The sequence below is a fragment of the Mesorhizobium sp. M0239 genome (assembly GCF_040321815.1).
GTDB lineage: Bacteria > Pseudomonadota > Alphaproteobacteria > Rhizobiales > Rhizobiaceae > Mesorhizobium.
In genome coordinates this window covers 70,038-95,278 of sequence record NZ_JAMYSG010000007.1, presented here as the reverse complement: position 1 = coordinate 95,278, position 25,241 = coordinate 70,038, and the positions used below count along the sequence as shown (strand labels likewise).

The window sequence follows — 25,241 nt, the reverse complement described above, 5'->3', positions numbered from 1 at the left end:
TAACGACAGGATCGGTCCCTTCGGGCTGGTATAAGAGGAGAAATGTCATGAAGAAGAACTGGAAAAAACCGACCATGTGTCAGGTTGCCGCTGGCTTCGAAATTTCACGGTATCTGCCTGCTGAAATTACTCCCAAGAAGTAGGCCGCAGAGGTGCGCGTCCCTGGCGACAGGGGCGCGCATCCCCTCGCCGCATGGGATTTTCGTGAAAGATTTTGACGCACGCAAAGCGTGCGAAGCGTTTTTTGTGACTGCAAATTGCCTGCAGGTCAGAGAAGCCGCCGCGCGGGCATTTTCATGCATTTGAAGATCATCGGATCGGCGGCGGGCGGCGGCTTTCCGCAATGGAACTGCAACTACCGTCTGAGTCGTGCGGCTCGCACCGGCATGGCCGGCGTACATTCACGAACCCAGTCAAGTGTCGCCGCCTCTGCGGACGGGTTCGGCTGGGTTCTTTTCAATGCCTCGCCCGACATTCGCCAACAAATCGCTGCAACACCTGAACTGCAGCCTGCGGGCGATGCGCCGCTGCGCTCGACGCCTATTCGCGCGGTGGTGCTGACCAATGCCGATGTCGATCATATCGCCGGACTGCTCAGCCTGCGCGAACGGCAGCCTTTCGCCATCTATGCAACGGCGCAGGTTCTGGCGACGCTGGAGGCGAATTCGATTTTCAACGTTCTCGATCCAGCGCTTGTGCCGCGGCGCATCCTGCCGCCGGCGAAAGAATTGGCCATCTGCGACGCAGAAGGCCGCGATACCGGCGTAATGATCGAGCCCTTTCCCGTGCCCGGGAAGATAGCACTCTATCTGGAGGATAGAGACCGTCCGGATGCCAATTTCAGCTCCGACGCAGGTGACACGATCGGAGTCCGAATTGCCGGCATCGGCAGCCGCGGCTCCGTCTTCTATATCCCAGGCTGCGCGCGCATCGATGCGCGCTTACGCGCGCGTCTCACCGATGCCGCCTGTCTTTTGTTCGACGGCACGGTGTATACCGACGACGAGATGATCGTCGCCGGCGTCGGTCAGAAAACCGGCGCGCGCATGGGGCATCTGGCGATCTCGGGAGAACTGGGTTCGATCGCAGGCTTGGCCGATGTGAAGGTTAGCCGCCGTGTCTTCGTCCACATCAACAACACCAACCCCATCCTTGACGAGAATTCCGCCGAGCACGCGGCGGTCAAGGCGGCAGGCTGGGAAATCGCAAACGACGGTATGGAGATGGAATTTTGAGCGACTTCCGCGATGCAGCCAAAGGCGGACTCTCCACGAGCGCTCTCGAAGCCGTATTGAGGCAGGTTGGCGCCGAGCGCTATCACAATCGCCATCCCTTTCACCACAGGATGACCAGCGGCGCGTTGTCAAAGGCCGAGATGAAGGCCTGGGCGCTGAACCGCTATTGCTATCAGGCGGTCATCCCGCGCAAGGATGCCATGATCCTCGTGCATGCCGAGGATCCGGCGTTTCGCGCCGCTTGGCGCAAGCGGATCGAGGATCATGACGGCGAGGACGGCTGGAGCGGCGGCATCGCGCGCTGGCTGCATCTGGCAACTTCGCTCGGCCTGGACGCCGAGGCCGTGAAGAGCGAAAGGCTGGCGCTGCCGGCGACGCGCTTCGCGGTGGGCGCTTACCTTTCCTTTTGTACAAACCGGACGCTGTTCGAGGCGGTCGCGTCGTCGCTGACCGAGATGTTCTCGCCACTCATCATCGGTGAGCGGGTGCCGGCAATGCTGGCCAAATACGACTACATCACCGAGGATACGCTGGCCTATTTCAGGCAAAGGCCCGAACAAGCCTCGCGTGACGCCGGCTTCGCCCTCGCCTACGTGCTCAGCCATGCCGATACGGCGGAGCGCCAGCAGCAGGCAATCGATGCACTGGTGTTCAAATGCGATATACTCTGGGCCATGCTTGATGCGCTTCAACACGCTTATGGCGAGCAGGGCAGCATACCGCCTGGCGCCTTCCAGCCCGAGGCAGCCCAATGATGGCGCTGCGCGAAAGAGCCGTGGTGTCGTTGCGATCGGTGCCTTCGCTGCCGAAGCACGCGCGCATACAGTACGATTCCGTGCGGCAGGCATTCGCCGTACTGTCACCGGAAAAGATATTCTGGCCGAACGATATCAGTCTCGACATATTGCGCCGCTGCGATGGACGGTCCACGGTCGGCGACATCATTGCCGGCCTTGCCGCGGATTACGAGGCCGAGCAGGAGGCCGTGGCGACTGACGTCATCGCCTTCCTGCAGGAATGGTCGGATAAGCTGCTGGTGAGGCTATGAGCACGCCCCTCCTCCCGCCAATCGGCATGCTGGCGGAACTGACGCATCGCTGCCCGCTGCAATGTCCTTATTGCTCCAATCCGCTCGAACTGCTGAAGGCCAATCGCGAACTCGACACAGAGACCTGGCTCGCTCTGTTCTCGGAGGCCGCCGATCTCGGAGTGCTCCAGGTGCATCTGTCCGGCGGCGAGCCGACACTGCGCCGCGACCTCGAGCAATTGATCGCCGGGCTTGCGGGGCGCGGCGTCTACACCAATCTGATTACCGCGGGCGTTGGCATCGTCGAGGGCCGTATCGAGGCATTTGCCGAAGCCGGTCTCGACCATCTGCAACTGAGCTTTCAAGGCGCGCGGCCGGCGACCACCGATCGCATCGGCAACCACAAGGGCGCCCACGAAAAGAAGCTGGAGACGGCACGCCGCGCGCGCGCTGCCGGTCTGCCTCTTACCATCAACGCACCGATCCATCGCCATAACATCGAGGAAGTGCCGGAATTCATCGATCTCGCCCTTTCGCTGGGCGCGGAGAGGCTTGAGATCGCCAATGTGCAGTATGCCGGCTGGGCGTTGACCAATCGCGATCAACTGATGCCCGAGCGTGAAGCGGTCGACAGGCAGGCGGAGATCGTCGCGGAGGCACAGGAGCGGTTGGCCGGCATCATCAACATCGATTTTGTGACGCCGGACTATTTTGCGATCTATCCCAAGCCGTGCATGGGCGGCTGGGCGCGTGACGCCTTCATGGTGACGCCTGACGGCACCGTACTGCCCTGTCATGCCGCACAGACGATCCCGTCTCTCAGCTTCGAGCGTTTCGAACCACGCAGGCTGTCCTCGATCTGGGCCGATTCACCGGGGTTCAATGCCTTTCGCGGCACGGACTGGATGCAGGAACCCTGTCGCGGCTGTGAGCGGCGCGAGATCGACTGGGGCGGCTGCCGCTGCCAGGCGATGGCGATCGCCGGCGATGCCGCTGCAACGGACCCGGCTTGCGCGAAATCGCCGATCCATGCTCGCATGGCAATGCTGGTCGACGAAGCCAAGCGCATTGCCACAGCCCCTTCGAGAGAAGAACCATTCGTCTACCGGCGGATCGGCGCCATGACCGAATCCGCCTGACCAGTGTCATACCAGCCCGAGCAGAAAGGCGGCGCCGCCGAGAAAGCCTGCCGAGCAGATCCATAGCAGCCCAAGCCCCCGGACCCGGCATTCGAGCACCGCTGAGCCGGGGTTGACGGGGTCATAGTGAACGTCGACCTTGCTACCTTCGACATATTGCCGTGCCTGGCCGCCGACGAGGCCGGGCAGCGAGGCGGTCACGGTGGCGCCGAAGGTCACACGATCGGCGCTGTAGCGCTGGCCGGCGACGCCATAGGAGTAGACGATGCGGGATTTGGAGACGGTGCGCCAGCGGCCATAGCCTGAATGGTTTCGGAGCGCCTGCAGACCTGAAGTGTCGATGCGGCCAGCGACGATCGGCCATTTTGCCGCCTGCTCGGCTAACGCTTTCTGGGCGAAACCCATGCTCAGGATGAACAAGCCCATAAAAAGCAGCAACGCCGCGGCACCGAGATTCTGCGGCTTGGGCAAATGCGGCCCAATCGCTTCCAGAACACCGCCGACGGAAAACACCAGCACAACCGCCCCGATCACCAATCCTGCCGAAAGTTGGACCATGAACTTGAAGGCGCCGTCCGGCAGTGTGCGCTCGATCACCGCTTTGCTCGGATCGGCCGGATTGTAGAAGACAGTCACCTCCGCGCCGCGGGGAAACTGGGCAAGGGTTTCAGCGACTTCGAAATTCCCCAAATTCTCCTTCACGCTGTAGCGCGAGCTTTGAAATTTCTTGCCGCCGACCTTGTATTCGAAGGTGATCGCCGGAAAATTGCGCATTTCGGTGGTATCGCTGCTGTCCGAGCCAACGCCCGAGTTTCTCACTTCACGTGCCTCGACGCGCGAGGAAATGATCTTTCCCGGGGCCGGCAACCAGCGGCTGAGCGCTTTCACCTCTCGCCATTTCATGAAGGTGATGAACGACAGCGCGCCCGCGACCACGCAGGCAAAGCCGACAAGCATGATCTTGAGTTCCAACTCGTCTCCCCCAGGAGTGCAGGAACTTCACATAGACAGCAAGGCTGCGGCAATGTCTTGCTTATTCGCGAAATCTGAAAAGGCTGAGCAGCGCAAACAGCGACAGCGTTCGGCGGGTCATGCAGGCTTGACGGCCAGGAACGTGTTCCATTCTTCGCTATTGCGGCCGACGTTGAAATCCTCCCTGATGAGGACGAGCCCGGCGCCTTCGAGACGGGCCGCGAAGTCGTCCCTGCGCCAGTAGACCATGTGATATTCGCCTGATGTCTCGCCGTCGCCATTGCGCATCGAGACGAGGAAGGCGCCGCCCGGCCGCAGCGACCCGGCTATCTTGGCAAGTACCTGGTCGGTCTCGTCGCGAGGCACATGGATGAGGACGCAGAGGGCCAGGACTGCGTCGTAGGGGCCGCCGAGATCATCGGTGATGAGATCGAGCAACTCGCCATGCTTGCCACGCGCGGCCTGCAGTTCCAGAAACCGCTTGGTTGCGTCGGTGCGCCGGACTTTGACACCCAAAGTCTCCAGAAAATCCGCGTCATATCCGGCTCCGGACCCGACTTCCAAAATCCGGCCGCCTGTGCCAGCGATTGCCACCAGGCGCTTCAGCGATGCCTGCTCCCTCTCGTTGGGAACATGGCGCACGGTGGCATCATATTGTTCGGCATAATCCTCGTAGGCGCTGATCGTTTGACGGCTCTGCGCCAGAGCCTCCGATGACACACCCATCTTTTCCTCCCATGCGTCCATGTCGGTCAAAGAGCCGGACACTTTCCTCAGCGAATGCTGCCGGCGGAAGCGTGTCCATCGAGCAGTCCGATATCGCGCTTGCCCAGACCGCGGGCATCAGGCAGAGCGAAGCGCGCCGGGACTGACGACTGTCTCAGTTGGCGTCGGCTACCGTCTGCCGGCCGCCGGCCCAGGCGCGCCATTGCCGTTCGTCGCCATGGAAGACATTGAGGTCTATACGGCCGGTGACGCCGTGCGACAGGCCGGAGCCGGAATACTGCCAGAAGAGCCATTTGCGGCCGGGATAGACCTTTGACGGATGCTGGGCCACGGCACGCAGCCAGAACGGATAGTCGAGGAATTCGCCCCTGAGATTGTCGCGGTAGAAATCGGGCGCGGTGTAGATGATGGGACGCTGGCCGTAATGGCGCTCCAGCTTGTCCATGAACACCTGCATCTTTTCCAGCACCTTTTCGCGCGACGGCCGGCGCTTGCAGCTGGACTCGCCGTTCCACTCGACGTCTATCACCGGCGGCAGTGCGCCTTCGACCCTGGGCACGTTGCGGATGAACCAGTCCGCCTGCTCGCCGGCCGTGCGGCACCAGTAGAAGAAATGATAGGCGCCGCGCTTCAAGCCGGCGGCGTCGGCGTTGCGCCAGTTTTTCATGAACATCGGATCGAGGTGGTCGCCACCGTCGGTCGCCTTGATGTAGGCGAAGTTGGCGCCCTGGGCGCGCAGCTTGTCCCAATTCACGTTGCCTTGCCAACGCGAGACGTCGACGCCGTGCACTGCAAGGCGGCGAGGCGAAGCCTTGCCGAAATTGATAGGCTTGGCATCACGAAAACCGTAACGGGTGAGCGGCCCGGCAAGCATGGCCGGTGCCGCGCGGGTCAACAGCTTGGGCGGCGACACCAAGGCTGCCGGCTCGACCGGCAACCCGCCGACATCAGGCACTTGGGGATCAGGCACATCAGGTGCGGCAAACACCCCCGTCTCTTCCTCCTCCGCCAAACCAAACGGGCGCCTCGGACCGTTGTCAGACATGGGGGCCAATTCGGCCCTTGCCGCCCTGTTGCCCCTTGCCGCCGGAGCAGCGGCGATCGGTGCCGGCGGCCGAATCACGGAACTGGTGGTCTCGTTGGACGGTTTCTGCAAATCCAGCGCGTCGACGCCGGCCGTTGAAGAGCAGCCGGCAAGGCATAGCGATGCGATCAAAAAACTGACGACGCCCGGAATCCGCATCTGGACCTGTACTCAAAACACAACAGACCGAGGGCAAAACGACAGCCGACGGACAAACCGGATCAGTTATGAATGAGAAATTACCAATAAAGTTTGAATCAATTTTTTTCGCCCATACCGCGTGTGGGTAAGCGCGGTGGAAAACCGGCTAGGATTTCCTGAAAACGCCGATCATCGGCCCGAGATTCCAGTAGTCGTCTTTGCGGCCGATGGCAGGCGCAAACAAGCTTGATATCGTGCCGTCGAGGAACAGCGCGTTGTCGCAGCCAAGCGCGTCGCGGAAAAGCCGGGCGAAGGCATGGAAGGTCACTGTGCCGTTCGAAATCGCAAAGACCGCGACGCCGTCCTTTCGCACCCCGACACCGTCGCGGGTTTTCCGCGAAGTGCCGTCGGCCTGGAATTTCGGATGCAGCTTGCCGTCGATCACCAGCATCGGCCCCGATTGCGTCGCATAGTCGACGGTCGGGCGCCTTTTCACGAAATCCCTGGTGGCACGGACCGCGGCCTTGCCGTCGCGAATGTAGAAAATGCCGTTCGGCTGCAGGGAAAAATTGCCGCTTCCAGATCCCGTTTTCACCGAGGCCATCTCCTGGCCACGCTCGACATAGAGGCCGACCGGAGCGAGGTTCGGGTGATACATGCCGGCATTGATGCCGAACAGCATGGTGCGACCTGCTGCCTGTTGCGCGGCATGCAGATTGTGCAGCGACTGAAACGGCTTGCCCGCCGCATCCTTCCAGAACAGCTCGAGCTGATATCGTTTCGGATCGACCTCGCAAACGAGATAGCTGGTCGCCTCGAAGGTGAAGTCCCGGCATGGCGGCAGTGAGGCGACCCACTGGCCAAATCCCATGCCTAATGCCGCCACTGACGGCAGTGCGCCCTTGGCCAATGCCAGCAGCAACGGCAATGATTGTAAGAGGGTCAGGAAATCCATGCGCTTACCGGAATCGAAGTTCGAGGTCCGATACGGATATAACCCGTTTCAAGCGATACTGTGAAAGGCGCTGGACTTAGGCAAGCCATCCCATGGCGACGCTCAACAACAAGACGATGCCGAGCAGGCCGCGATAGATGACGAACGGCCAGGCCGAGAAACGCTCCAGCACGTGCATCAGCCCCCATATGGCGAAGAAGGCGGAGATCGAGGCGACGACCAGCCCGACGGCAAGGACCGACCACCCATGGGCGTCGAGATGGACCTTGTGCAGTTCCCAGAGTTCCTTAAGGCCGGCGAGTGCAATCGCCGGCAACCCGAGCAGGAACGAGAAGCGCGCCGCCTCGGCCCGCTTGAAGCCGAGCCCCAGTGCCGCCGTCAGGGTCGAGCCCGAGCGCGAGACGCCGGGGACAAGCGCGCCGATCTGGGCAACACCGACGAGCAGCGCATCGGTCAGCGACGCACCGCCCATGCTGCGCCGGTGACGGGCAAAGATCTCGGCCAGCGCCAGCAAGATCGCCATTGCGATGCAGGCCCAGCCGATCACCGTTAGGCTGCGTAGCGGCGAATTGCAGGCGTTGAGCACGCCCGACAGCGCCACGCCGGCGATGACGATCGGGATCGTCGCCAGCACGATCCAGAGCGCCAGCTTGAAATGCCGGTCGGCGAAATCGCGTCGCGCCAGAGCGTCGAACGAACCAAACAGGATATTCCTGACATCACTCCAGAAATAGCTGACCACCGCGGCAAGAGCCGCGAGTTGCATGGCGGCGGAGAAGGCGGAGCCAGGATCCTGCCAGCCGAGCACGGCCGGCACGATGCGCATATGGGCGGTCGAGGAAATCGGCAACAGTTCGGTGATGCCTTGCACCACGCCGAGGAACGCCACCTTGGCGAACCCCAGCCCGACGAAGCCCGTGTCCAGGCCTTGTGTGCAGATGTCGGCCAAAATCGAATTCCGTGCATGAGAGATCAGAGTTGCGTGGACCGACCACCGGTCAATCCCCGACAAGCCTTATCGTCATGGGCCGGATAATCAATTTACGGATTTGTAAGCTGGCGTGCCGAAGTGCACGCCGTTCGAAACCGGCCCACCTTGGAGCCGGCTTGAGATACACAGGGAAAATCGCAAAGCGACTACGGGCAGAGCCAGAGTTTCTGGCATGTCCTGGCGATCACATGCGCCGGCGGCACTTCGGGCTCATCGGTCGAAGGCCGGCGAGCCCGTTCGAGCAGCATGCGCACCTGTTCGGGGCGCACACGATCGCGCTCCATCACAAGCAGGACCATCGGATCGCTCAAAAGCTCGTCCAGGGTGCTGATGCTGTCGTTCATCCGTCGTCTCCTCGAATGCCGTACCCGCGACCCATAAATAGGGAGACAATGATGGCCTGCCAATGACGCTTTGCCGGCTACCTCGTGTCGATTTAAATTTTGGCCATGGTTGCGTTCTTCCTTCTCGCTGGCGTAGCGCGTCGATCCACCTTCTTCCACAACAAAGGGAAAGGGGAAAATTAGCCTGGCGGAGGGGCGCCTTCGTATTTCGGCAGGCTGTCATCGAGCACCACCCAGGGCTGCTTCGAGGCGGTGAAAATATGCATTTGCGGCTTGAAAACCGTGGGATCGTCGAGCGAACCGGTGGTGATGCCGATGATATCAGCGGAATCACGCCGGGAAAACATCGTCGTGCCGCAGCTCGGGCAAAAGCCGCGCTTGAGATCCGGCGAAGAGTTTATGGTCGCCAGCGGCCCGTCGATCGTCACGTCGTCGATGCGAAACAGGACGCGTGCGTTGAAGGCGGCGCCGATCGCCTTCTGGCAAACCCGGCAGTGGCAGACGCGTTCGTTGATGGGGGCCGCGTCCGCGCGGTAGCGCACCGCCTTGCACAGGCATCCGCCGTCATATCTTGCCATTGTCCGGATCGATCCACTGGTGGGGGAGAATAGGCGCGCAAGGTATCGGCGCGGCCGATTGGGTCAATTGAAAAGCTTTGATGCAACGTCATCGCTTATGCTGATGCGAGTGGGGCTGAAGTCATGACGCCGAAAGCCGTCATGGCGGCCGCATGACGATCCGCCGGCTGCCAGCCAACAACCGGCGGCCTTGGCGTTCACTCCGTTTCGCCGACGACCTCGTCCCAGGTTTTGACCTTGGTCTGGCCGTTGAGGAACGGCAGCGCGGCGGCCGTGAGTTCGGGGGCGAAGAAAGTGTCGTAGTGGGTGCGGTTGGGCAGGATCGCCAGGCGGTTCTGCGACAGGTTCTCGCGCATCCAGCCGGCGTCCTTCAGCCCGCCGCCGAGCATCTGATAAAACTTGATCTCGTGCTCGGGCTTGTACATATCGCTGTCGCCATAGACCAGCATGACAGGTATCTTCAGCTTGGCGACGTCGGCCGAGTAATCGCGGTTCTGACGCATGAAGCCGCCCAGCGCATCGAGGAGCTTCGGGAACTCCTCCGGATGCGGCGCCACCGCGACGTAGGATTTGTACATCGGCGTGTCCTTCATGAACTCAGCCGCAGCCGCGCTCACCTGTGCCTGCTGGGGACGCATCTCGTCATAGAAGCCGTCCGTGGCGTAGCCGGTCGATACCAGGACGAGGCGGCGCACCGCTTCGGGATGCTGGCCGGCCATGCGGAAGGCGACGCCGCCGCCCAGCGAATAGCCCATGACATCGACCTGGTCGTAACCGAGCGCCTTGACGATGGCGGCCATGTCGTCGCCCATCGCTTCCACGGTGAATGGTCGGTCACCCAGCGCGGTGCGACCGTGACCCTGCAGGTCGACGCCGATGACGGTGCGGTTTTCGGCAAGTTTCGGCAGGATCGGCGCGAACATATCCGTGGTGCCGAGACCGCCATGCAGCAGAAGCAGCGGCTCGCCCTTGCCATAGATGGCATAATAATAATTCAGGCCGTCGATCGGCAGCAGGCCAGACTTTTCCGGCTTCGGCAGTGCGTTCGTCTCAGTCGTCATGGCGGGTTTTGTCTCCTCCGCATTGGTGGTGCCCGGGCAGGCAAGCAGTGCTGCGGCCGAAGCAAAAATGGCGAAAAACAGGGTTTTGGACATATCGATCTCCTCTCGTCCTGCCGGTATCAGAGCGTCATGCGGATCAAAGCGTTTTGGCGAGTTCTTCGAGCTGGTCGGCGCACTGTCCCCAACCCTCGTGGAAACCCATCTTCTCATGCTGTTCGCGGTCGGCGACGCTCCAGTGCCTGACCCGAGCGATGTAGCGCGTCTTGCCGTTGCCCTCGTCCTCGAAGGTCAGCACGACGGTCATGAACGGCTTTTCCGAAGGCTGCCAAGCCTCTGTGTAGGCGTCGGTGAAGACGATCTTCCTGCCGGGAACGACTTCGAGGAAGATTCCCGGGTTGGGGAATTCGTTACCGTCCGGGCTAGCCATGACGACAAGGCTCGAGCCGCCGGTGCGCACATCCATCTCGGCGCGCGGCGTCGTCCACGGCTTTGGCGAGAACCAGCGCGTGATCAGTTTCGGATCGGTCCAGCAGCGATAGACGTTCTCACGCGGCGCATCGATGATGCGGGCAAGAACCACTTCACGGTCGTTGGTGGGGGCGGTGTCGAGCTTGGTGGTCATAAGGGCGTCCTGCGTTCGATCTGGCTTCCGTCCCAAGGACGAGCCGATGAACCGCAAACCGACATCGTCCACGAAAATTTTGCGATGACGTCCCTGCTCCGCGTCGGTCCGTGGGGAACGAAGGAAGTGTCAGTGGCGCTTGGCTTGCACCAGATAAGCCTCGATTTCGGTCTCGCCGAGCCACTTTGCCGCTTCCAGCCGGTGCAGGCCTTCGACGAGGATGTGGCGTTTGCCGTCATGGCGGACCTGGATCGGCGTCTTCATGCCGTTTTCCAGAATGTCCTCGGCCAGATGGCGGACGGTCTCGGGATGCAGCGTCTTCTTGCGCGCTGTCGGCACGTAGATCTCGTCGACTTTGACCTTTTGCACTCTGAGCATTCCGACCCCCGTGGCGGAAACGCCGCCTGCCCTGAGATAGTCCGTTTGATGGAGGCGGCCAAGGGTGCGGCTAACGAATGCTGGTCCGATCGTTTCCATTTGACGCAACGACAGCAGATCGCCGAAATGGCGGCCTTCGACCTTTCAGGTGTTCATGACCCATCTGCCGACCGAATTCCCCGATTTCGGACTGACGCCGGAGCAGCGCCGCCACGCGGTGCGTGGCCATTACTACGAATGGCCGGGGATGGATGGCGAGCGCGGCGAGATCTGGTGCTACAGCGACCGCTTTTCCTATCGCGCCGGCGAAACGGTGGCGTTGCATGTCAGTTCGACAGCTCCGAACTTCGGCATGACAATCACCCGGGATGGCGGCAGCGAGACCAAAGCGTTCGAAAAATCGGGCATCGCGGCACGCCGGCAGGACACACCTGACCAGTGTTCGGTTGAAGGCTGCGGCTGGGACGTATCCTTCGAATTTCGCGTCGGGGCGGACTGGCCGTCCGGCGCCTATCGGGTCACGCTGACCGCCGACGGCCGCGACGGCAAACCGATCCAATCCCATCATCTTTTCATCGTCAGCCCGCAGCCGGGCCGTAAACCCGGCCGTGTGCTGCAGGTGGCTGCGACAGGCACATGGCTGGCCTACAACACCTGGGGCGGCTCCAACCACTACCAGGGCATCACCGGGCCGGATCGCAACCAGTATTCGCCCATCGTGTCGACGCAACGCCCCTGGTGCCGCGGCTTCGTCGTGCTGCCGAAAGACGCGCCGCGCGTGCCGCTGGAAGTCGCCGTGCCACCCAAGACGATTCCCCGCTATCCGCATATGGAATGGGCGCTCGCCACAGGCCATTCGAAGAAATACGCCTCTTCGGGCTGGGCCAGCTATGACAGCCATTTCTTCCGCTTCGCCGAACAGGCCGGCTATGGCGTCGATCTCATCAGCCAGCACGATCTGCATTTTTCGTCCGAAATTCTCGACGGCTACGACTGTGCCGTCTTCGTCGGCCATGACGAATACTGGACCTGGGAAATGCGCGATGCCGTCGACGCCTATGTCGAGCGCGGCGGCCATGCGGCGCGCTTTGCCGGCAATTTCATGTGGCAGACGCGGCTGGAAGACGAGGCCCGCCGGCAGGTCTGCTACAAATATCGCGCGCGTGCCGAAGACCCCGCCTATCTCCCAGGCGGCGACATCACCCGCGCCACCAACTCCTGGGAAGCGCCGGAAATCGGCCGGCCGGGTTCGGCGACCTTCGGGCTCAACGCCACGCGCGGGGTTTATACCGGTTGGGGCGGTTGCGCGCCGCGCGGCGTGCGTGGCTTTCCGGTCTACCGGCCGGAGCACTGGGCCTTTGCTGGCACCGGCATCTATTATGGTGACCTGCTGGGCTCCGACAGCCATGTCTATGGCTATGAAGTCGATGGGCTCGATTTCGAGATACGCGGCGGCCTGCCCTACCCCACAGCGACCAGCGGCGCGCCAGACGGCCTGCAGGTTCTCGCGGTCGGCATGGCATCCCAGGTCGAGGAAAGCGCCGACATTCCGATCGAGGATCAGTTCCTCACCGACGAAGACGGTCGCTTCACCGCCGAAACACTGTTCGGAGAGGCGAGCGACGCCAATCTGGAAAAGGTCAAACGCGGCAATGGCATGATCGTCAATTTCCCGCGCGGCAAGGGCGAGGTGTTCCACGCCGGAAGCTGCGAATGGGTCGCCGGCCTGCTAAGACAGGACCCGATGGTCGAACGCGTCACAAAAAATGTCCTCGATCGTTACCTCGGAAAGCCCTGATATGTCGAAAATCCAATCCGCCGTTGAAGAAACCGAAGTCCGGCGAGACTCGCATCTGTTCTATCTGTCCAGCCTGCGCCGGCCGCTGATCGACCGTGCCGAGGGCATCTATATGTGGACGCAGGACGGCCGCCGCTTTATCGACGGCTCGAGCGGCCCGATGGTCGCCAATATCGGCCATTCCAACCGCAACGTGCTGGATGCCATGAAGCGGCAGATGGACCGCGCCACCTTCGCCTATCGGCTGCATTTCGAGAACGAGCCGGCCGAAGAACTGGCACGTGAGCTGGCCGGCAAGCTGCCGGAAGGCATGGACCGTATCTTCTTCGTCTCGGGCGGCTCGGAGGCGACGGAATCCTGCATCAAGCTGGCGCGGCAATGGGCTGTCGCCACCGGCCAGGCCAGCCGCTGGAAGGTGATCACGCGCTTCCCCTCCTATCATGGCGGCACGCTGGGTTCGCTGTCGATTACCGGCGACGATGCGCTGGCCGAAACTTTCGAGCCGATGATGCGGGTGATGCCGACCGTGCCGGCGCCGAACGCCTGGCACGACCGCGACAATCTTTCGATGGAACAGCGCGGCATCCGCTATGCCGACATGCTGGAGGAGAAGATCCTGGCCGAAGGGCCGGAGAGCGTGGTCGCCTTCATCATGGAACCGATCGGTGGCGCTGCGACCGCAGCGCTGGTGGCGCCCGACAGCTACTATCCGCGCATCCGCGAGATCTGCGACCGCTACGGCATCCTGCTCATCCACGATGAAGTGATGAGCGGCGCCGGCCGCACCGGCAAATTCCTCGGCGGCGACCACTGGAACTGCAAGCCCGACATCGTTGCGCTGTCGAAGGGGCTGGGTTCGGGCTATGCGCCGCTTGGCGCGCTCGCCGCCCCGATGCGGCTGGTGCAGCCGCTGCTTGACTCCGGCGGCTTCCAGCACGGCCACACCTATGCTGGCAATCCGCTGGCCTGCGCCGCCGGGCTTGCCGTGCTCGGTGAAATGGACCGGCTCGACCTGATCGCCAATGCGGCCGCCATGGGCGACGTGCTGATGGACGGGCTGAAGGGGCTGGCGAAGCGGTTTCCGTTCATCGCCGATATGCGTGGCAAGGGCCTGCTCACCGGCGCCCAGATGGTTGCCGATCCCGAGACGCTGAGGCCGATCGACCAGACCAAGAAAGCCACGCAACGGCTGCTCGACCTCGCCTATGAGCGCGGGCTGATCATCTATGGCCGCAGGGTCAAGGGCGGCGTCGACGGCGACAATTTCATGGTCGCGCCGCCGATGATCGTCACCAGGGAGCAGGTCGGCGAGATCGTCTCCATCATCGGCGACTCGCTGGACGTTCTGGCCTCCGAACTCGACCTACCGGTCGAAGGCTGAGGCGACAAAGATGGCGCCTAGAAAAGTCATCGTCACCTGCGCTGTCACCGGCTCGGTGCACACGCCGTCGATGTCGCCCTATCTGCCGGTGACGCCGGACCAGATCGCAGCGGAGGCGATCGCGGCGGCCGAAGCCGGTGCCTCGATTCTGCATCTGCACGCCCGCGATCCGAGTGACGGCCGCCCGACCGCCGATCCGGACGTCTACATGCAGTTCCTGCCGCGCATCAAACAGGCGACCGATGCAGTGATCAACATCACCACCGGCGGCTCGTCGCTGATGACCTTGGACCAGCGGCTGGCGGCACCGCTCAGAGCCGAACCCGAAATGTGCTCGCTCAACATGGGTTCGATGAATTTCGCGCTGTTCCCGATGCTCGACAAGCCGAGGGAATGGCAGCACGAGTGGGAACCGAAGCTGCTGGAAGCCACCCGCGACACGATCTTCAAGAACACCTTCGCCGACATGGAAGGGGTGCTGGAAAGACTGGGCAAGGGCTGCGGCACGCGCTTCGAATTCGAATGCTACGATGTCGGCCATCTCTACTCATTGGCGCATTTCCGCGACCGGGGGCTGGTGTCTGGCCCATTGTTCATCCAGTTCGTGCTGGGCATTCTGGGCGGCATCGGCGCCGACCCGGACAATCTCGTCCACATGAAGCGGATCGCCGACAAATTGTTCGGCGACAGCTACCAGTTCTCGGTGCTGGCCGCCGGCCGCCAGCAGATGCCGCTGATCTCGATCGCCGCGGCCATGGGCGGCAATGTCCGCGTCGGGCTGGAGGACAGTCTCTATGACGGCCGCCAGCTGGCGAAATCCAATGCCGATCAGGTGCGCCGCATCCGTGGCATTCTCGATGGGCTGTCGCTGGAGGTTGCAACCCCCACCGAAGCGCGCGACATGCTGGCGCTCAAGGGCGGCGACCGGGTGGCGTTTTGAGATGCTGGCGTTTGAAAGGGAGACAATCTGAAATGATTGCGTTCCTTCGCACCCCCCTCTGTCCTGCCGGACATCTCCCCCGCAAGGGGGGAGATCGGATGTCATTTCGGCTTTCGCTAACTTCCAACGTTGCAGGATGGGCGGTAGTATCAAAACTGCCAATCTCCCTCCTTGCGGGGGGGATGTCCGGCAGGACAGAGGGGGGTGCCTGGGCACCGAACCTCCGATGATTGTCCCCCCGCCCAATATCCTCCTTCGACTCGGCACTCTCGACGACGTCGAAACGATCCACGCGGCGATCCTGAAACTCGGCACCCATATCGGCGCGCCCGAGGAGATCATTTCGACACCGGACGATCTCAGAACTTACGGCTTTGGTGAAAAGCCATCCTTCTCCACCCTGATCGCCGAAGTCGGCGGCGAATTTGCCGGGCTCTGCCTGCATTTCCCGATCTTTTCGACCTGGATGGGGCGGCCTGGCGTCTATGTGCAAGACCTCTATGTCGAGGATCGTTTTCGTGGCCGCAAGATCGGCGAGCGGCTGCTGCGGCACGTTGCGGCGCAGTGCCGGAAAGAAGGCGGCGTGTATCTGAGGCTATCCGTCGACACCGACAATGAGGGCGCCAAGGCCTTTTATGAAAGGCTGGGCATCGCCTGGTCGAGCTACGAACAGACCCAGAAGATCATCGGCGATGCCTTCTTTGCCTTCGCCGACACGGCCGAGAATGAGGAGCAGGAATGAAAGCCTTCTACGCCGAGGAACAGAAGCGTCACGACCCCAAGGCCTTTCTGTCAAGCGGTGCGGCGCAGCCCAATCCGGAAAAGCCGGAGCGCGTCGAAAGATTGTTAGCCGGCGCATTATCCGCCGGTTGCACGATCGAGCGGTCTCGGGATCATGGGCTCGGCCCGGTCGCGGCTGTGCATACGCCCGAATATCTGGATTTCCTCGAGCATATCTACGCGCGCTGGCAGCGCATCGAGGGCGCTTCGGCCGAAGTGATCCCCAACATCCATCCGATCGCGCGCAACGGCTCCTACCCGGCCTCGGCAGTCGGGCAGGCCGGCTACCACATGGCCGATACTGCTTGCCCGATCTCGGGCGAGACTTGGCAAAGCGCGCTGTGGAGCGTCTGGAGCGCGGTCGATGCGGCCGAGGCGGTGATGTCAGGCGTACCGGCCGCCTACGCGCTATGCCGCCCGCCCGGTCACCACGCCTTTGCCGATGTCGCCGGCGGCTTCTGTTTCATCAACAATTCGGCCGTCGCCGCACAGGCTCTGCGTAAACAGGCCGCACGGGTGGCGATCCTCGATGTCGACCTGCATCACGGCAACGGCACGCAAGGCATCTTCTATGCACGACCGGATGTGCTGACCGTCTCGCTGCATGCCGATCCCGTGCGTTTCTACCCGTTCTTCTGGGGCCATGCCGACGAGCGCGGCGAAGGGCCAGGCCTCGGCTACAATTTCAACCTGCCGCTGCCACGCAAATCCGCCGACGCGGCGTTTCTCGAAGCGCTCGAGGTAGCGTTCCAGCGCATCCGTGCCTTTTCGCCCGACGCGCTGGTCGTGGCGCTCGGGCTCGATGCGTTCGAGGGCGATCCGTTCGGCGGACTTTCGGTGACGACGCCGGGTTTCTCGCGCATCGGCGAGGCCATCGCAAAGCTCGACCTGCCGACGGTCATCGTCCAGGAGGGCGGCTACCTCTGCGACGAACTCGGCGACAATCTCACCGCGTTCCTCACCGGCTTCGGCGGCAAGATGCGGTGAGTACTCAAGCCAGTGTCAGGAGCGCTGCTGCCTGAGCATGGCGATGACCCGGTGCACGCTCTCCAGCGTCTCGTCGATTTCGGCAGATGTGTTGTAGTGAGCGATGCCGATGCGCACGACGCCATACTCGGCCGGGATGCCGAGTTGATGGACGATCTCCCAGGCATAGTTGTGCCCCGACCACAGGAAGATGTTCTCGGCGTTCATCTGCCGTACGATCGTCTCCGGCACGATGCCGTCGACGGTGAAGGACACCGTCGGCACGCGCTCGCCAATCCGCTTCGGATCGGTGATGCCGTGGATGGTCAGACCCTCGATATCGGACAGACCGTCGATCAGCTGTTGCGCCAGCGGGTTTTCATAGGCGATCGACACCGCGAACGCCTTGGCGATCTTCTGCCTTCGCGATCCACCCTCGCCCGCTGCCGCGCCAAGGTCGGCGAAGTAATCGACCGCGGCCGTGAGGCCGGCCATCAGTTCGATCTGCGGCGTGCCCAGCTCGAACCGCTCCGGCAGGCCGTTGGATGAACAGCGGCACTTGTAGGGTTTCAGATCATCGATGACATCATGCTGGCCCCACAAAATGCCCATATGCGGGCCGAAGAATTTGTAGGCCGAACAGATCAAGAAATCGCAGCCGAGCTCCTGAACGTCGATCAGGCCGTGCGGGGCGAACTGCACGGCATCGACATAGACCAGCGCGCCGGCGTTCCTGGCGATGGCGCTCAGCGCCTTCACCCGGTTGATGGAACCAGTCAGGTTGCTGGCATAGTTCAACGCGACCAGCCGGGTCCTGTCGGATAGCAACCCGGCGAGCGTCGCCTCTTCGACCTGCCAGCTCTTTTCGTCGAACGGCAGCCAGCGCACGACGAGGCCGAGATCCTCGGCCAGCTGCAGCCAGGGCGACACATTGCCCTCATGGTCCATGCGGGTGAGGATGATCTCGTCGCCGGGCTTCATCGTGCGGCCGAGCGTGCGCGACATGTGATAGGTCAGCGTCGTCATGTTGGCGCCGATGATGATTTCTTCCGGGCTCGCCGCACCAAGGAAATCGGCCATTGCCCGATGCGCCTCATCGACGACGGCCTGCGCGGCAATCGTCGTTTCGAAATAGCCGCCAAGGTTGGCGTTGGTGGTCAAAAGACAGCGCGACACGGCGTCTGCGACGACTTGCGGCACCTGCGTGCCGGCCGGATTGTCGAGATAGATGCGGCGACGGCCCTTGTCGGTCAGGGAGAGAGCGGGAAATCTTTCGCGGACCAGCTCGATCGGAAAATTCATTGTTGCCCTTCTCCCATTGTAATCATTGGATTCGGCCAGCGGCCAATCCCCGTTCAAGGACAGGGATTACCGACCCGCTGATGGATCGCATCCACCGCCTTCTGCATTTCTTCGGTCCAGACGACATCGACGGAAGACAGCGCCATGTCGAGCTGCGAAAGCGTCGTTGCGCCGACGATGTTGGAGGTTACGAACGGCCGGCTTGAGACATAGGCATTGGCAAACAGTGCCGGCTCCAGGTCAAAGGAGCGCGCCAGCTCATTGTATTCAAGTTGTGCTTCGGCAGCACCTGGCGTCTCGTAGCGCTGGCCGCGGTTGAATAGCTGCGTGCGCGAGCCCTGAGGCCGCGCGCCATGGTCGTATTTGCCAGTCAGGTATCCCTGTGCCAGCGGCGAATAGGGCAGCAGCGACACTTGCTCGCGCTCGCAGACCTCGGCGAGGTTCACCTCGAAGGTGCGGTTGACGAGATTGTAGGCGTTCTGGATCGACGCGACGCGCGGGCCGATGTCCTTGTCGGCTTCGGCAAGGAACCGCATCACGCCCCAGGAACTCTCGTTCGACAGGCCGAAATGGCGTATCTTTCCTGCCTTCACCAGTTCGTCGAACACGGCAAGCGTCTCGGCGACCGGCGTTTCGTCGGCCGGTGCGCCGACGGAATCGGCGCGCGGCGACACGGCGCCGACGCGCGTCGGGTTGGCGCCCCAGGGGATATCCCGCTCCGGCCAGTGGATCTGATAGAGGTCGATATAGTCGGTGCCGAGCTTGGCCAGCGACTTGTCGATGGCGTCAAAGATATCGGCGCGCACCAGTTGCGACGGCCTGTCGCCGCGAAACCAGCTGTTGGCCGTGCGGCCGACGACCTTCGAGGCAAGGATTACCTTGTCGCGGTTGCCCTTGGCTTTCATCCAGCTGCCGATGATCTTTTCGGTCCACCCTTGCGTCTCCGCCTTGGGCGGGATCGGGTAGAGCTCGGCGGTATCGATGAAATTGACGCCGCGCGAGAACGCCAGGTCCATCTGGGCGTGGCCTTCGGCCTCGGTGTTCTGCTGGCCCCAGGTCATGGAGCCCAGGCAGATCTGGGTAACAAGAAGATCGGTCCGACCGAGACGACGCTTGTGCATGGAATTCGGCTCCGGAGGAAGGCTGGCGCGACTGCGCGGAGGAAGCCGCATCTATAGGCAAAGCAGAGCCGCTCTCCAAGCCTCGCCAGAGCGACTTTTGCGTGAACCAGCCGGGTTAGCGGCGAGCACCTGCCAATGCACGGCGCTTGGCCTCGTCGATCAGCATGTTGGCCACTTGCATGCGGATCATGGCGCGCTGGCGCAGATGCGGGGCGACACGGTCGGGATGGTTGGCAAAGGCAAAGCTGCGGCGCATGCGACCGAAATCGGCGACCTGCTTGGGCTGATTGAGGCCGAGTTCCATGGCGATGGCTTCGGGATCGATCGGCGGCAGCTTTTCCTCGGGCTTTGGCTCTTCGCCGGCGAGAGCCAGCTTGGCATGATCGAGCAAGGCGGCGAATTCCGTCGCCAGATCCGCGCCCGCCTCGCGATATTCGGCAGCGGAAACCTTGATGCGGCCGGAATGGAGTTCATCGGCCACCGAAAGATAGTCGAACGGGATGGATGGACGAGCGCCGGCCTCTTCGCCCTCGCCATTCTTGTCGGGGGCGATGAAGAGGTCGTCGAGCAACGAAGCGAAATCCCGCTTGGCGCCAGTAGCGATGTCAGCCTCCCCCTCGCCCGACCCTTCGGGTATCAAAGCATAGAACCGGCTCGTTAAAAATGCATGGCACCGATCTTAACGAATTTAGCCTTCGCCTCGTCTACCGCTTGACCCACCGCAATCCCAAAAACAAAAGCCGGACTGCATTTTCACGCAGTCCGGAATTCGCCAGGAGTGGCGAGGAAAAACCGGCCATGTAGCCAGCATTCGAGGCTACGGTGCGCGTCGGCCAAAAGTTTCACCGGGTTGCAGAAAATGGCGAAAGATTCGCCAAGGCAAAAATTCGCCAAGACATGGCAGGTATGCAAATGCTGCACTGCACAATTGTCACGATTCACCTATATTGGCTGGCGTGGAGGACCAATTTGGGGCTTGAATCATGGGTTTCTTCACTGAAATGTTCGCCCGGCCTCGGCCGCAGGAACATCTGAGATACCGCTCGGCGCTCGCGCTGCTTCATTCGATGAGCAATGCCGACCGCGCCGACATCGGTATCAAGCCGGCCGACTTCCCCCGCATCGCCCGCGAAATGTCCATTCGCTGACTGTCATCGGAGTCGTCAGATGTCCCGGATCAGTCCGGGACATCTCGAAGACCCTAATCCTCTAGCGCGCTCCCAGGAATGTCGCCTTGCCCAGCGGCACGCCATTGTGGCGAAGGATGTCGTAAGCGGTGGTCAGGTGGAAATAGAAATTGGGCATGGCCACATGCAGCAGATACTGCGTGCCGGGCATCGAAATCTCGCGCTGGCCAAGCTTCAGTTCGATGACCTTGTCATCCGAACCGTCGAACTCGGCGGCCGAAAAGGTCTCCAGAAGGTCCAGGGTCTTGGTGACGCGCGCCTGGACATCGGCAAAACTCGCCTCGTTGTCCTCATATTTCGGCACCTCACGCCCGGCGAGCCGCGACGGCGCGCCCTTGGCGTGATCGGTAGCGATCTGCACCTGCCGGGTCAGTGCGTACATGTCGGGCGCCAGCCGAGAGGTCAAAAACACCTGCGGATCGATCTTGCGATCAAGCGCATTCTGTTCGGCGGTCGCCAGCACATTGGAAAGCGCTTTCAGCCTGGCTGAAAACACAGGCACGGAGGCCTCATACATCGATATCGTCACGTCAAATCTCCTGCCCGGCCGAACGCCGGCGGACGCGACGTAGCGCCTTCGCGCGCGATTCTTCAAGACCGCCGAGCCTGCGTCACCACGTTGCCGCAATCGCCAGAGTAGAATCTCCCCATCGAGCGGAGGTTCCCGATGAGACGCGCCCTTTTCGCAGCGACTGCCTTTCTCTCCCTTGTCCCGATCGGCCAGACGCTATTGGCGGCCGACGATGCCCCCGAAACGCCCTATGTCGACGACCGGTCTAGCGCCGATGCGGTTGTGCGTTCGCTCTACAGCGCCATCAGCCGGCACGAATTCGCCCGCGCCTGGGGTTATTTCGGCGATACAAAGCCGGCAAAGGATTTCGACAGTTTCGTCAAGGGTTTTGATGGCACCGACAAGGTCGAGGTCGAGACCGGGGCTGTTTCCGACGAAGGTGCGGCCGGCAGCATTTTCTACAACGTCCCCGTCGCCGTCCGCGCCACCGACAAGAGCGGCGGCAAAAAGGTCTTTGCCGGGTGCTACACGCTGCGCCAGGTGAATGCCCAGACACAAGTGGAGCCACCCTTCGATCCGATCCACATCGAGAAAGGGGCACTGAAGCCCTCCACTGCCGATTTCGAGGAGGCGCTGCCGCCAAGCTGCGGCGATGGCCCGCCACCGCCAAAGAAAGACACCGCACTGGAGCAGGCCAAGAAGGCCTTTCTGGCAACCTATGGCGACCAGTGCGACAAGCAGTTCCTCGCCAATGATCCGACCGTTTTTTCGATCAAATACAAGGACAAGGATGCGCAGCCTGGCGACCCCGACAAGGAAACGCGACTGTTCCATTTTTCCTGCTCGGCCGCCGCCTACAATGAAAGCTCGGTCTACTACATGACCGACGAGACATCGGGCGTGCAGCAATTGCAGTTCGCCGAACCCAAGATGGATATCCGCTACGAGAACAATGACAGCAACGGCAAATTGCTGGGCATGACCATCGTCGGTTTCCAGACGTCCGGCTGGGCAGTCAATTCCGACTATGACGAAGCCGCCCACACGATCACCACGTTCAACAAGTGGCGCGGCATCGGCGATGCGTCCGACGCGGGGACGTACCTGTTTCGCAACGGCAATTTCTCGCTGGTCCAGTACGACGTCGATGCGTCCTATGACGGGGAGCAAAACCCCGAGACTGTCGTCGACTACAACACCGCGCCCTGAGCCTCACACGAGCTTGCAGGCTGATCGATCAGGGCGCCTTCGACAGCATCCAGTTGAGCGTGCCGCGCCAGTCGGTCATGCGGATCGGCGTGCCATGGGTGCCTGTCTCGAAACGAACGAAATGGGTCGGGTAAGTCTTCGATTTGGCCAGGATCGAGCGAAAGAATGCTTCCTGATTTGCCACGGGGAAGACCACGTCGTGACTGCCCTGGCCGAAAAAGACCGGCACCCGGCGCTTGAAAGCAGGGCTGGCGAAGAAGCTCTCATCCCACAGCGAGCCGAGCAGCAGCAGGCCGCTGATGCGGCCGCCCATGTCCTTGCGCGCGGCAAGCTTCCAGCACAGCGCGCCGCCCATCGAGCCGCAGGCGACGAAGATCTTCGCGCCTGGCGATTGTTCGGCATAGTGACCGATCAGCGCTGCCACCTGCGCTGCTCCCTTGTCGCCGAAATCGGCAAAATCCGGGCTGAGATAGAGGCCGCCATTGCCGGCCATCAGGTTCTTGAGCCGGTTGAAATTGCCGCCGAAGGTGAAGTCGTCGACGCCTTGCTTGCGGCTGCCGCCCTGCCCGTGCAGGTAAAGCACGATGATGCCGGCGCCCTCGGTCTTACCGACGGCGACATGCCTGACATCGCCAGCATCGGTTTTCAGCAACAGATCCTGCTGCATCTTGCGGACGCCGGTGTCGGTGTATTGGGCGTTTACCCGGCGCTCCGGCACCTGGTCACGCTGGTTGATATCGCGCATCTCGCGGTAGTCGATGACGGTATAGGCGCCATTGGTGTCGGACGACAGCGTGGCCGGATAGGCGAAGAGATCGTCCTTGAAGGGTTTTAGTTCGAGAGCGGCAGCGTGGGCAGCTGAAGAAAACAAGAAAAGCATTGCCGTGAGGAAAGCGCGGCACGCCCCCCTCTGGCCTGCCGGCCATCTCCCCCTCAAGGGGGGAGATTGGATGCGCCTTCTGCTTTCACCAATCTCCAAGGTTTCGGGACGTGAGCTGCCGTCAAAGCTGCCAATCTCCCCCCTTGAGGGGGAGATGGCCGGCAGGCCAGAGGGGGGTAAAAGCGCCAACATGGAAGATGAAGTCATCCCTCTGGCATGCGTTTTTAGGCTTGGGTTTGTCAATCCTGCAGCACGCCGCCAGCGCCTTCCAGCGCCTCGCGCGTGTCGACATCGACAGACGCCGCCGCGCCGATCTCGACATCGATGACATCGAGCCCTTCGGTCTCGACCAGATGGCGTGCACCGGTGTCGCCTTCCAGATGGGCGATCGCCGGAAACAGCGAGCGCGGCAAAAGCACCGGGTTGCCGCGCTTGCCGTCATGCGAGGCACGGACCACCGCATTGCCGCCGGCCTTGCGGAATGTATCGATCAACCTGTCGAGGTCGTCGGACGCGATACCCGGCATGTCGCCGAGAACGATCATCACACCGGCGGCGTCTCCCGGCAGATAGGCAATGCCGGCTTTCAGCGAGGTGGACAGGCCCTCGGTAAAATCCGGATTGTCGGCGAAGGTCACGTCGAGGCCGGCCAGCGCCGTGCGCACCCGCTCGCGCTGATGGCCGGTGACGACAATCGTTCCAGACGCCTTCGAGCCGAGCGCCCGCTCGGCGGTGCGGCGCACCAGCGGCTTGCCGTCGAACAGCGCCAAAAGCTTGTTCGGTCCACCCATGCGGCTCGACCGGCCCGCCGCCAGCAGCACGATCCCGACCTTGAGCTGGCTCATGGCCGGCAGCGGTTCGCGCGGCTGCGGCCGCGTCGGGATTTCCATTAGCAGCCCGCCTACTCCCATGCCGGCAATATCCTTGGCGGTCACGTCGAGACCGGCGATCAGCCTGTCGAGCACCCAGTCGAAGCCGTTTTCCTTGGGGCTGCGGGCGCAGCCGGGAGCGCCGATGACGCGCTTGCCGTCGAGCATACCCAACACCAGCAGATTGCCGGGATCGACCGGCATGCCGGCGCGGATGACAGTACCACCCGCCTTCTCGATCGCGGCGGGAACGACATCGGCGAAATCGCTCATCGCCGAGGCGCCGAAGATCACCACCATGTCGTTGTCGCGCGCCAGCGAGGCCGCGGCTTCCGCCACCGACGCGATCTCATGCGGCGTGCGGCGCTCCGCCGTCAGCCTGCCGCCGGTGCGCGCCAGCCGCGCTTCGGTGACGCGCAACGTCTTGTCCAGCACACTCGGCTTGATGCCCGGCAGAACCGTCTGGATGACGCCGACACGCACCGGCTGGTAGGCGTTGACGGCAAAGATCTCACCACCGGCGCAAATTTTTGTCGCGGCGTCGACCAGCGCTGAACTGACCGCGAAGGGAATGATCTTCACCGTCGCGACCATCTGGCCTTTCTCGACCGGCGCATGCTGCGCCAGCGTGGCGATGGTGATGGCGGGATCGATGGCATTGATGGCGTCGATGGCAGCGGCATCGACCGTGAAGATGCCCGGCGCCTTGGCATGGAGGTTGACCCGCCCGGTCGCGGCAGGCCTGGCCTCGATCCCGCGAAAGGTCATGCTCTCAGCTATTTCCTGCGCGGCGGCATCCTCGCCGAGGTCGTCGGCAGCCAGCACGGCTGCAACGACCTGCGAAATGCCGGCGGCCCGCAGCAGCGCCACATCTTCGGCGCTGAGCCTGTGCGCCTTGCGGAAGCGGCGTTCACCAGCGGTGGTGGAGTGCGCCAGCACCGCGCCTTCCGCGGTCTCGATCGGGATCGGGCCGAATTTCACGCCGCAGCGCCCGTAGAGCGCCGCGCGTCCTTTTGGACGCGCAAAGGACGCTCTACTACTTTG

At 62.4% G+C, this 25,241-nt stretch carries 29 protein-coding genes; 13 read left to right on the top strand and 16 right to left on the bottom strand.

Annotation, left to right across the window (positions count from 1 at the left end):
- The first annotated feature begins 47 nt into the window (after positions 1 to 47).
- The 5 genes from NKI99_RS33835 to pqqE all read left to right on the top strand — a co-directional run bounded on the left by NKI99_RS33835 (position 48) and on the right by pqqE (position 3,401).
- Positions 48 to 143 (top strand): coenzyme PQQ biosynthesis protein A, encoded by a 96-nt coding sequence (locus tag NKI99_RS33835; RefSeq protein WP_013532074.1) that lies wholly within the window; start codon positions 48 to 50, stop codon positions 141 to 143.
- Positions 144 to 296: 153 nt separating this feature from the next.
- A complete protein-coding gene (pqqB, locus tag NKI99_RS09035) occupies positions 297 to 1,235 on the top strand; it encodes a pyrroloquinoline quinone biosynthesis protein PqqB (RefSeq protein ID WP_023810382.1) in 939 nt (312 codons plus the stop codon).
- Positions 1,232 to 1,990, top strand: coding sequence for a pyrroloquinoline-quinone synthase PqqC (gene pqqC / locus NKI99_RS09030; RefSeq protein ID WP_023810381.1), 759 nt, complete (start codon positions 1,232 to 1,234; stop codon positions 1,988 to 1,990). Before pqqB ends, pqqC begins: the two co-directional genes overlap by 4 nt.
- Positions 1,987 to 2,283 carry a pyrroloquinoline quinone biosynthesis peptide chaperone PqqD gene (pqqD, locus tag NKI99_RS09025; RefSeq protein WP_023810380.1) on the top strand — a complete coding sequence of 99 codons (297 nt, stop codon included), beginning with the start codon at positions 1,987 to 1,989 and terminating at the stop codon, positions 2,281 to 2,283. Before pqqC ends, pqqD begins: the two co-directional genes overlap by 4 nt.
- Positions 2,280 to 3,401 (top strand): pyrroloquinoline quinone biosynthesis protein PqqE, encoded by a 1,122-nt coding sequence (gene pqqE, locus NKI99_RS09020; protein ID WP_023810379.1) that lies wholly within the window; start codon positions 2,280 to 2,282, stop codon positions 3,399 to 3,401. The genes pqqD and pqqE overlap by 4 nt, the downstream gene beginning before the upstream one ends.
- Before the next feature lie 6 nt (positions 3,402 to 3,407).
- Here the strand turns inward: pqqE and NKI99_RS09015 are convergent, their stop codons facing one another.
- From NKI99_RS09015 to NKI99_RS09005, 3 genes are all read right to left on the bottom strand, one after another.
- On the bottom strand, positions 3,408 to 4,373 hold the full coding sequence (locus tag NKI99_RS09015; RefSeq protein WP_352610592.1) for a DUF3592 domain-containing protein: 966 nt from the start codon (positions 4,371 to 4,373) through the stop codon (positions 3,408 to 3,410).
- A 117-nt stretch (positions 4,374 to 4,490) separates the two neighbouring features.
- The gene (locus tag NKI99_RS09010) at positions 4,491 to 5,099 is read right to left on the bottom strand and encodes a class I SAM-dependent DNA methyltransferase (RefSeq protein ID WP_023810377.1); all 609 of its coding nucleotides are present in this window, start codon (positions 5,097 to 5,099) and stop codon (positions 4,491 to 4,493) included.
- A gap of 154 nt (positions 5,100 to 5,253) precedes the next feature.
- Positions 5,254 to 6,255, bottom strand: a complete 1,002-nt coding sequence (locus tag NKI99_RS09005; RefSeq protein WP_502895807.1) for a glycoside hydrolase family 25 protein — start codon at positions 6,253 to 6,255, stop codon at positions 5,254 to 5,256.
- On the opposite strand from NKI99_RS09005, the gene NKI99_RS09000 reads away from it, so the two are divergent.
- Positions 6,143 to 6,418 (top strand): hypothetical protein, encoded by a 276-nt coding sequence (locus tag NKI99_RS09000; protein WP_245490376.1) that lies wholly within the window; start codon positions 6,143 to 6,145, stop codon positions 6,416 to 6,418. The genes NKI99_RS09005 and NKI99_RS09000 overlap by 113 nt on opposite strands.
- A gap of 72 nt (positions 6,419 to 6,490) precedes the next feature.
- Here NKI99_RS09000 and NKI99_RS08995 read toward each other — a convergent pair whose 3' ends face one another.
- The 7 genes from NKI99_RS08995 to NKI99_RS08965 all read right to left on the bottom strand — a co-directional run bounded on the left by NKI99_RS08995 (position 6,491) and on the right by NKI99_RS08965 (position 11,253).
- Entirely contained in the window at positions 6,491 to 7,279 is a 789-nt protein-coding gene (locus NKI99_RS08995) for a phosphodiester glycosidase family protein (RefSeq protein ID WP_352610590.1), read from the bottom strand.
- 76 nt (positions 7,280 to 7,355) lie between these two features.
- Entirely contained in the window at positions 7,356 to 8,228 is an 873-nt protein-coding gene (locus NKI99_RS08990) for an undecaprenyl-diphosphate phosphatase (protein ID WP_127321898.1), read from the bottom strand.
- Between the two features lie 188 nt (positions 8,229 to 8,416).
- Positions 8,417 to 8,614, bottom strand: coding sequence for a hypothetical protein (locus NKI99_RS08985; RefSeq protein WP_013532087.1), 198 nt, complete (start codon positions 8,612 to 8,614; stop codon positions 8,417 to 8,419).
- Between the two features lie 179 nt (positions 8,615 to 8,793).
- Positions 8,794 to 9,192 carry a GFA family protein gene (locus NKI99_RS08980; RefSeq protein ID WP_023810373.1) on the bottom strand — a complete coding sequence of 133 codons (399 nt, stop codon included), beginning with the start codon at positions 9,190 to 9,192 and terminating at the stop codon, positions 8,794 to 8,796.
- A gap of 197 nt (positions 9,193 to 9,389) precedes the next feature.
- Positions 9,390 to 10,346, bottom strand: coding sequence for an alpha/beta fold hydrolase (locus NKI99_RS08975; RefSeq protein WP_352610589.1), 957 nt, complete (start codon positions 10,344 to 10,346; stop codon positions 9,390 to 9,392).
- Positions 10,347 to 10,389: 43 nt separating this feature from the next.
- Positions 10,390 to 10,875, bottom strand: a complete 486-nt coding sequence (locus tag NKI99_RS08970; RefSeq protein WP_023810371.1) for an SRPBCC family protein — start codon at positions 10,873 to 10,875, stop codon at positions 10,390 to 10,392.
- Positions 10,876 to 11,004: 129 nt separating this feature from the next.
- A complete protein-coding gene (locus NKI99_RS08965) occupies positions 11,005 to 11,253 on the bottom strand; it encodes a ParB N-terminal domain-containing protein (RefSeq protein WP_013532091.1) in 249 nt (82 codons plus the stop codon).
- Positions 11,254 to 11,407: 154 nt separating this feature from the next.
- Between NKI99_RS08965 and NKI99_RS08960 the strand changes: the two genes are divergently transcribed.
- From NKI99_RS08960 to NKI99_RS08940, 5 genes are all read left to right on the top strand, one after another.
- The gene (locus tag NKI99_RS08960) at positions 11,408 to 13,051 is read left to right on the top strand and encodes a N,N-dimethylformamidase beta subunit family domain-containing protein (protein ID WP_023810369.1); all 1,644 of its coding nucleotides are present in this window, start codon (positions 11,408 to 11,410) and stop codon (positions 13,049 to 13,051) included.
- Between the two features lies 1 nt (position 13,052).
- Positions 13,053 to 14,432: an aminotransferase family protein gene (locus NKI99_RS08955; protein ID WP_352610587.1), complete on the top strand. Its 1,380-nt coding sequence runs from the start codon at positions 13,053 to 13,055 to the stop codon at positions 14,430 to 14,432.
- Positions 14,433 to 14,442: 10 nt separating this feature from the next.
- On the top strand, positions 14,443 to 15,372 hold the full coding sequence (kce, locus tag NKI99_RS08950) for a 3,5-dioxohexanoate:acetyl-CoA acetone transferase (protein ID WP_023810367.1): 930 nt from the start codon (positions 14,443 to 14,445) through the stop codon (positions 15,370 to 15,372).
- Between the two features lie 226 nt (positions 15,373 to 15,598).
- The gene (locus NKI99_RS08945; protein WP_031212950.1) at positions 15,599 to 16,114 is read left to right on the top strand and encodes a GNAT family N-acetyltransferase; all 516 of its coding nucleotides are present in this window, start codon (positions 15,599 to 15,601) and stop codon (positions 16,112 to 16,114) included.
- Complete coding sequence (locus NKI99_RS08940; RefSeq protein WP_128303302.1) at positions 16,111 to 17,139, top strand: histone deacetylase family protein; 1,029 nt, start codon at positions 16,111 to 16,113, stop codon at positions 17,137 to 17,139. The genes NKI99_RS08945 and NKI99_RS08940 overlap by 4 nt, the downstream gene beginning before the upstream one ends.
- Positions 17,140 to 17,154: 15 nt before the next feature.
- Here NKI99_RS08940 and NKI99_RS08935 read toward each other — a convergent pair whose 3' ends face one another.
- The 3 genes from NKI99_RS08935 to NKI99_RS08925 form a co-directional block, all read right to left on the bottom strand.
- Positions 17,155 to 18,420: a cysteine desulfurase-like protein gene (locus tag NKI99_RS08935; protein WP_352440169.1), complete on the bottom strand. Its 1,266-nt coding sequence runs from the start codon at positions 18,418 to 18,420 to the stop codon at positions 17,155 to 17,157.
- A 53-nt stretch (positions 18,421 to 18,473) separates the two neighbouring features.
- A complete protein-coding gene (locus NKI99_RS08930) occupies positions 18,474 to 19,541 on the bottom strand; it encodes an aldo/keto reductase (protein WP_128303300.1) in 1,068 nt (355 codons plus the stop codon).
- 115 nt (positions 19,542 to 19,656) lie between these two features.
- Positions 19,657 to 20,112 (bottom strand): hypothetical protein, encoded by a 456-nt coding sequence (locus tag NKI99_RS08925; RefSeq protein ID WP_023810362.1) that lies wholly within the window; start codon positions 20,110 to 20,112, stop codon positions 19,657 to 19,659.
- 412 nt (positions 20,113 to 20,524) lie between these two features.
- Between NKI99_RS08925 and NKI99_RS08920 the strand changes: the two genes are divergently transcribed.
- On the top strand, positions 20,525 to 20,689 hold the full coding sequence (locus NKI99_RS08920) for a hypothetical protein (protein WP_023810361.1): 165 nt from the start codon (positions 20,525 to 20,527) through the stop codon (positions 20,687 to 20,689).
- Positions 20,690 to 20,750: 61 nt separating this feature from the next.
- Here NKI99_RS08920 and NKI99_RS08915 read toward each other — a convergent pair whose 3' ends face one another.
- Positions 20,751 to 21,257 (bottom strand): DUF1993 domain-containing protein, encoded by a 507-nt coding sequence (locus NKI99_RS08915; RefSeq protein WP_023810360.1) that lies wholly within the window; start codon positions 21,255 to 21,257, stop codon positions 20,751 to 20,753.
- A 138-nt stretch (positions 21,258 to 21,395) separates the two neighbouring features.
- On the opposite strand from NKI99_RS08915, the gene NKI99_RS08910 reads away from it, so the two are divergent.
- Positions 21,396 to 22,448, top strand: coding sequence for a DUF1176 domain-containing protein (locus tag NKI99_RS08910; protein ID WP_023810359.1), 1,053 nt, complete (start codon positions 21,396 to 21,398; stop codon positions 22,446 to 22,448).
- Positions 22,449 to 22,476: 28 nt separating this feature from the next.
- On the opposite strand, the gene NKI99_RS08905 is transcribed toward NKI99_RS08910, so the two are convergent.
- The gene (locus NKI99_RS08905; RefSeq protein ID WP_352610585.1) at positions 22,477 to 23,328 is read right to left on the bottom strand and encodes an alpha/beta hydrolase family protein; all 852 of its coding nucleotides are present in this window, start codon (positions 23,326 to 23,328) and stop codon (positions 22,477 to 22,479) included.
- A 239-nt stretch (positions 23,329 to 23,567) separates the two neighbouring features.
- A complete protein-coding gene (locus tag NKI99_RS08900; protein WP_352610583.1) occupies positions 23,568 to 25,178 on the bottom strand; it encodes an NTP transferase domain-containing protein in 1,611 nt (536 codons plus the stop codon).
- Between the last annotated feature and the right edge of the window lie 63 nt (positions 25,179 to 25,241).

Bases quoted from the DNA above. Each gene is read 5' to 3' on its own strand.
- NKI99_RS08970 (WP_023810371.1), bottom strand. From the start codon at position 10,875: ATGACCACCAAGCTCGACACCGCCCCCACCAACGACCGTGAAGTGGTT.
- NKI99_RS08965 (WP_013532091.1), bottom strand. From the start codon at position 11,253: ATGCTCAGAGTGCAAAAGGTCAAAGTCGACGAGATCTACGTGCCGACA.
- NKI99_RS08940 (WP_128303302.1), top strand. From the start codon at position 16,111: ATGAAAGCCTTCTACGCCGAGGAACAGAAGCGTCACGACCCCAAGGCC.
- NKI99_RS09010 (WP_023810377.1), bottom strand. From the start codon at position 5,099: ATGGGTGTGTCATCGGAGGCTCTGGCGCAGAGCCGTCAAACGATCAGC.
- NKI99_RS08945 (WP_031212950.1), top strand. From the start codon at position 15,599: ATGATTGTCCCCCCGCCCAATATCCTCCTTCGACTCGGCACTCTCGAC.
- pqqD (WP_023810380.1), top strand. From the start codon at position 1,987: ATGATGGCGCTGCGCGAAAGAGCCGTGGTGTCGTTGCGATCGGTGCCT.
- NKI99_RS08910 (WP_023810359.1), top strand. From the start codon at position 21,396: ATGAGACGCGCCCTTTTCGCAGCGACTGCCTTTCTCTCCCTTGTCCCG.
- NKI99_RS08995 (WP_352610590.1), bottom strand. From the start codon at position 7,279: ATGGATTTCCTGACCCTCTTACAATCATTGCCGTTGCTGCTGGCATTG.
- pqqE (WP_023810379.1), top strand. From the start codon at position 2,280: ATGAGCACGCCCCTCCTCCCGCCAATCGGCATGCTGGCGGAACTGACG.
- NKI99_RS08930 (WP_128303300.1), bottom strand. From the start codon at position 19,541: ATGCACAAGCGTCGTCTCGGTCGGACCGATCTTCTTGTTACCCAGATC.
- pqqB (WP_023810382.1), top strand. From the start codon at position 297: ATGCATTTGAAGATCATCGGATCGGCGGCGGGCGGCGGCTTTCCGCAA.
- NKI99_RS08905 (WP_352610585.1), bottom strand. From the start codon at position 23,328: ATGCTTTTCTTGTTTTCTTCAGCTGCCCACGCTGCCGCTCTCGAACTA.
- NKI99_RS08985 (WP_013532087.1), bottom strand. From the start codon at position 8,614: ATGAACGACAGCATCAGCACCCTGGACGAGCTTTTGAGCGATCCGATG.
- NKI99_RS08955 (WP_352610587.1), top strand. From the start codon at position 13,053: ATGTCGAAAATCCAATCCGCCGTTGAAGAAACCGAAGTCCGGCGAGAC.
- kce (WP_023810367.1), top strand. From the start codon at position 14,443: ATGGCGCCTAGAAAAGTCATCGTCACCTGCGCTGTCACCGGCTCGGTG.
- NKI99_RS08975 (WP_352610589.1), bottom strand. From the start codon at position 10,346: ATGTCCAAAACCCTGTTTTTCGCCATTTTTGCTTCGGCCGCAGCACTG.
- NKI99_RS08935 (WP_352440169.1), bottom strand. From the start codon at position 18,420: ATGAATTTTCCGATCGAGCTGGTCCGCGAAAGATTTCCCGCTCTCTCC.
- NKI99_RS08980 (WP_023810373.1), bottom strand. From the start codon at position 9,192: ATGGCAAGATATGACGGCGGATGCCTGTGCAAGGCGGTGCGCTACCGC.
- NKI99_RS33835 (WP_013532074.1), top strand. From the start codon at position 48: ATGAAGAAGAACTGGAAAAAACCGACCATGTGTCAGGTTGCCGCTGGC.
- NKI99_RS08920 (WP_023810361.1), top strand. From the start codon at position 20,525: ATGGGTTTCTTCACTGAAATGTTCGCCCGGCCTCGGCCGCAGGAACAT.
- NKI99_RS09000 (WP_245490376.1), top strand. From the start codon at position 6,143: ATGGGGGCCAATTCGGCCCTTGCCGCCCTGTTGCCCCTTGCCGCCGGA.
- NKI99_RS08960 (WP_023810369.1), top strand. From the start codon at position 11,408: ATGACCCATCTGCCGACCGAATTCCCCGATTTCGGACTGACGCCGGAG.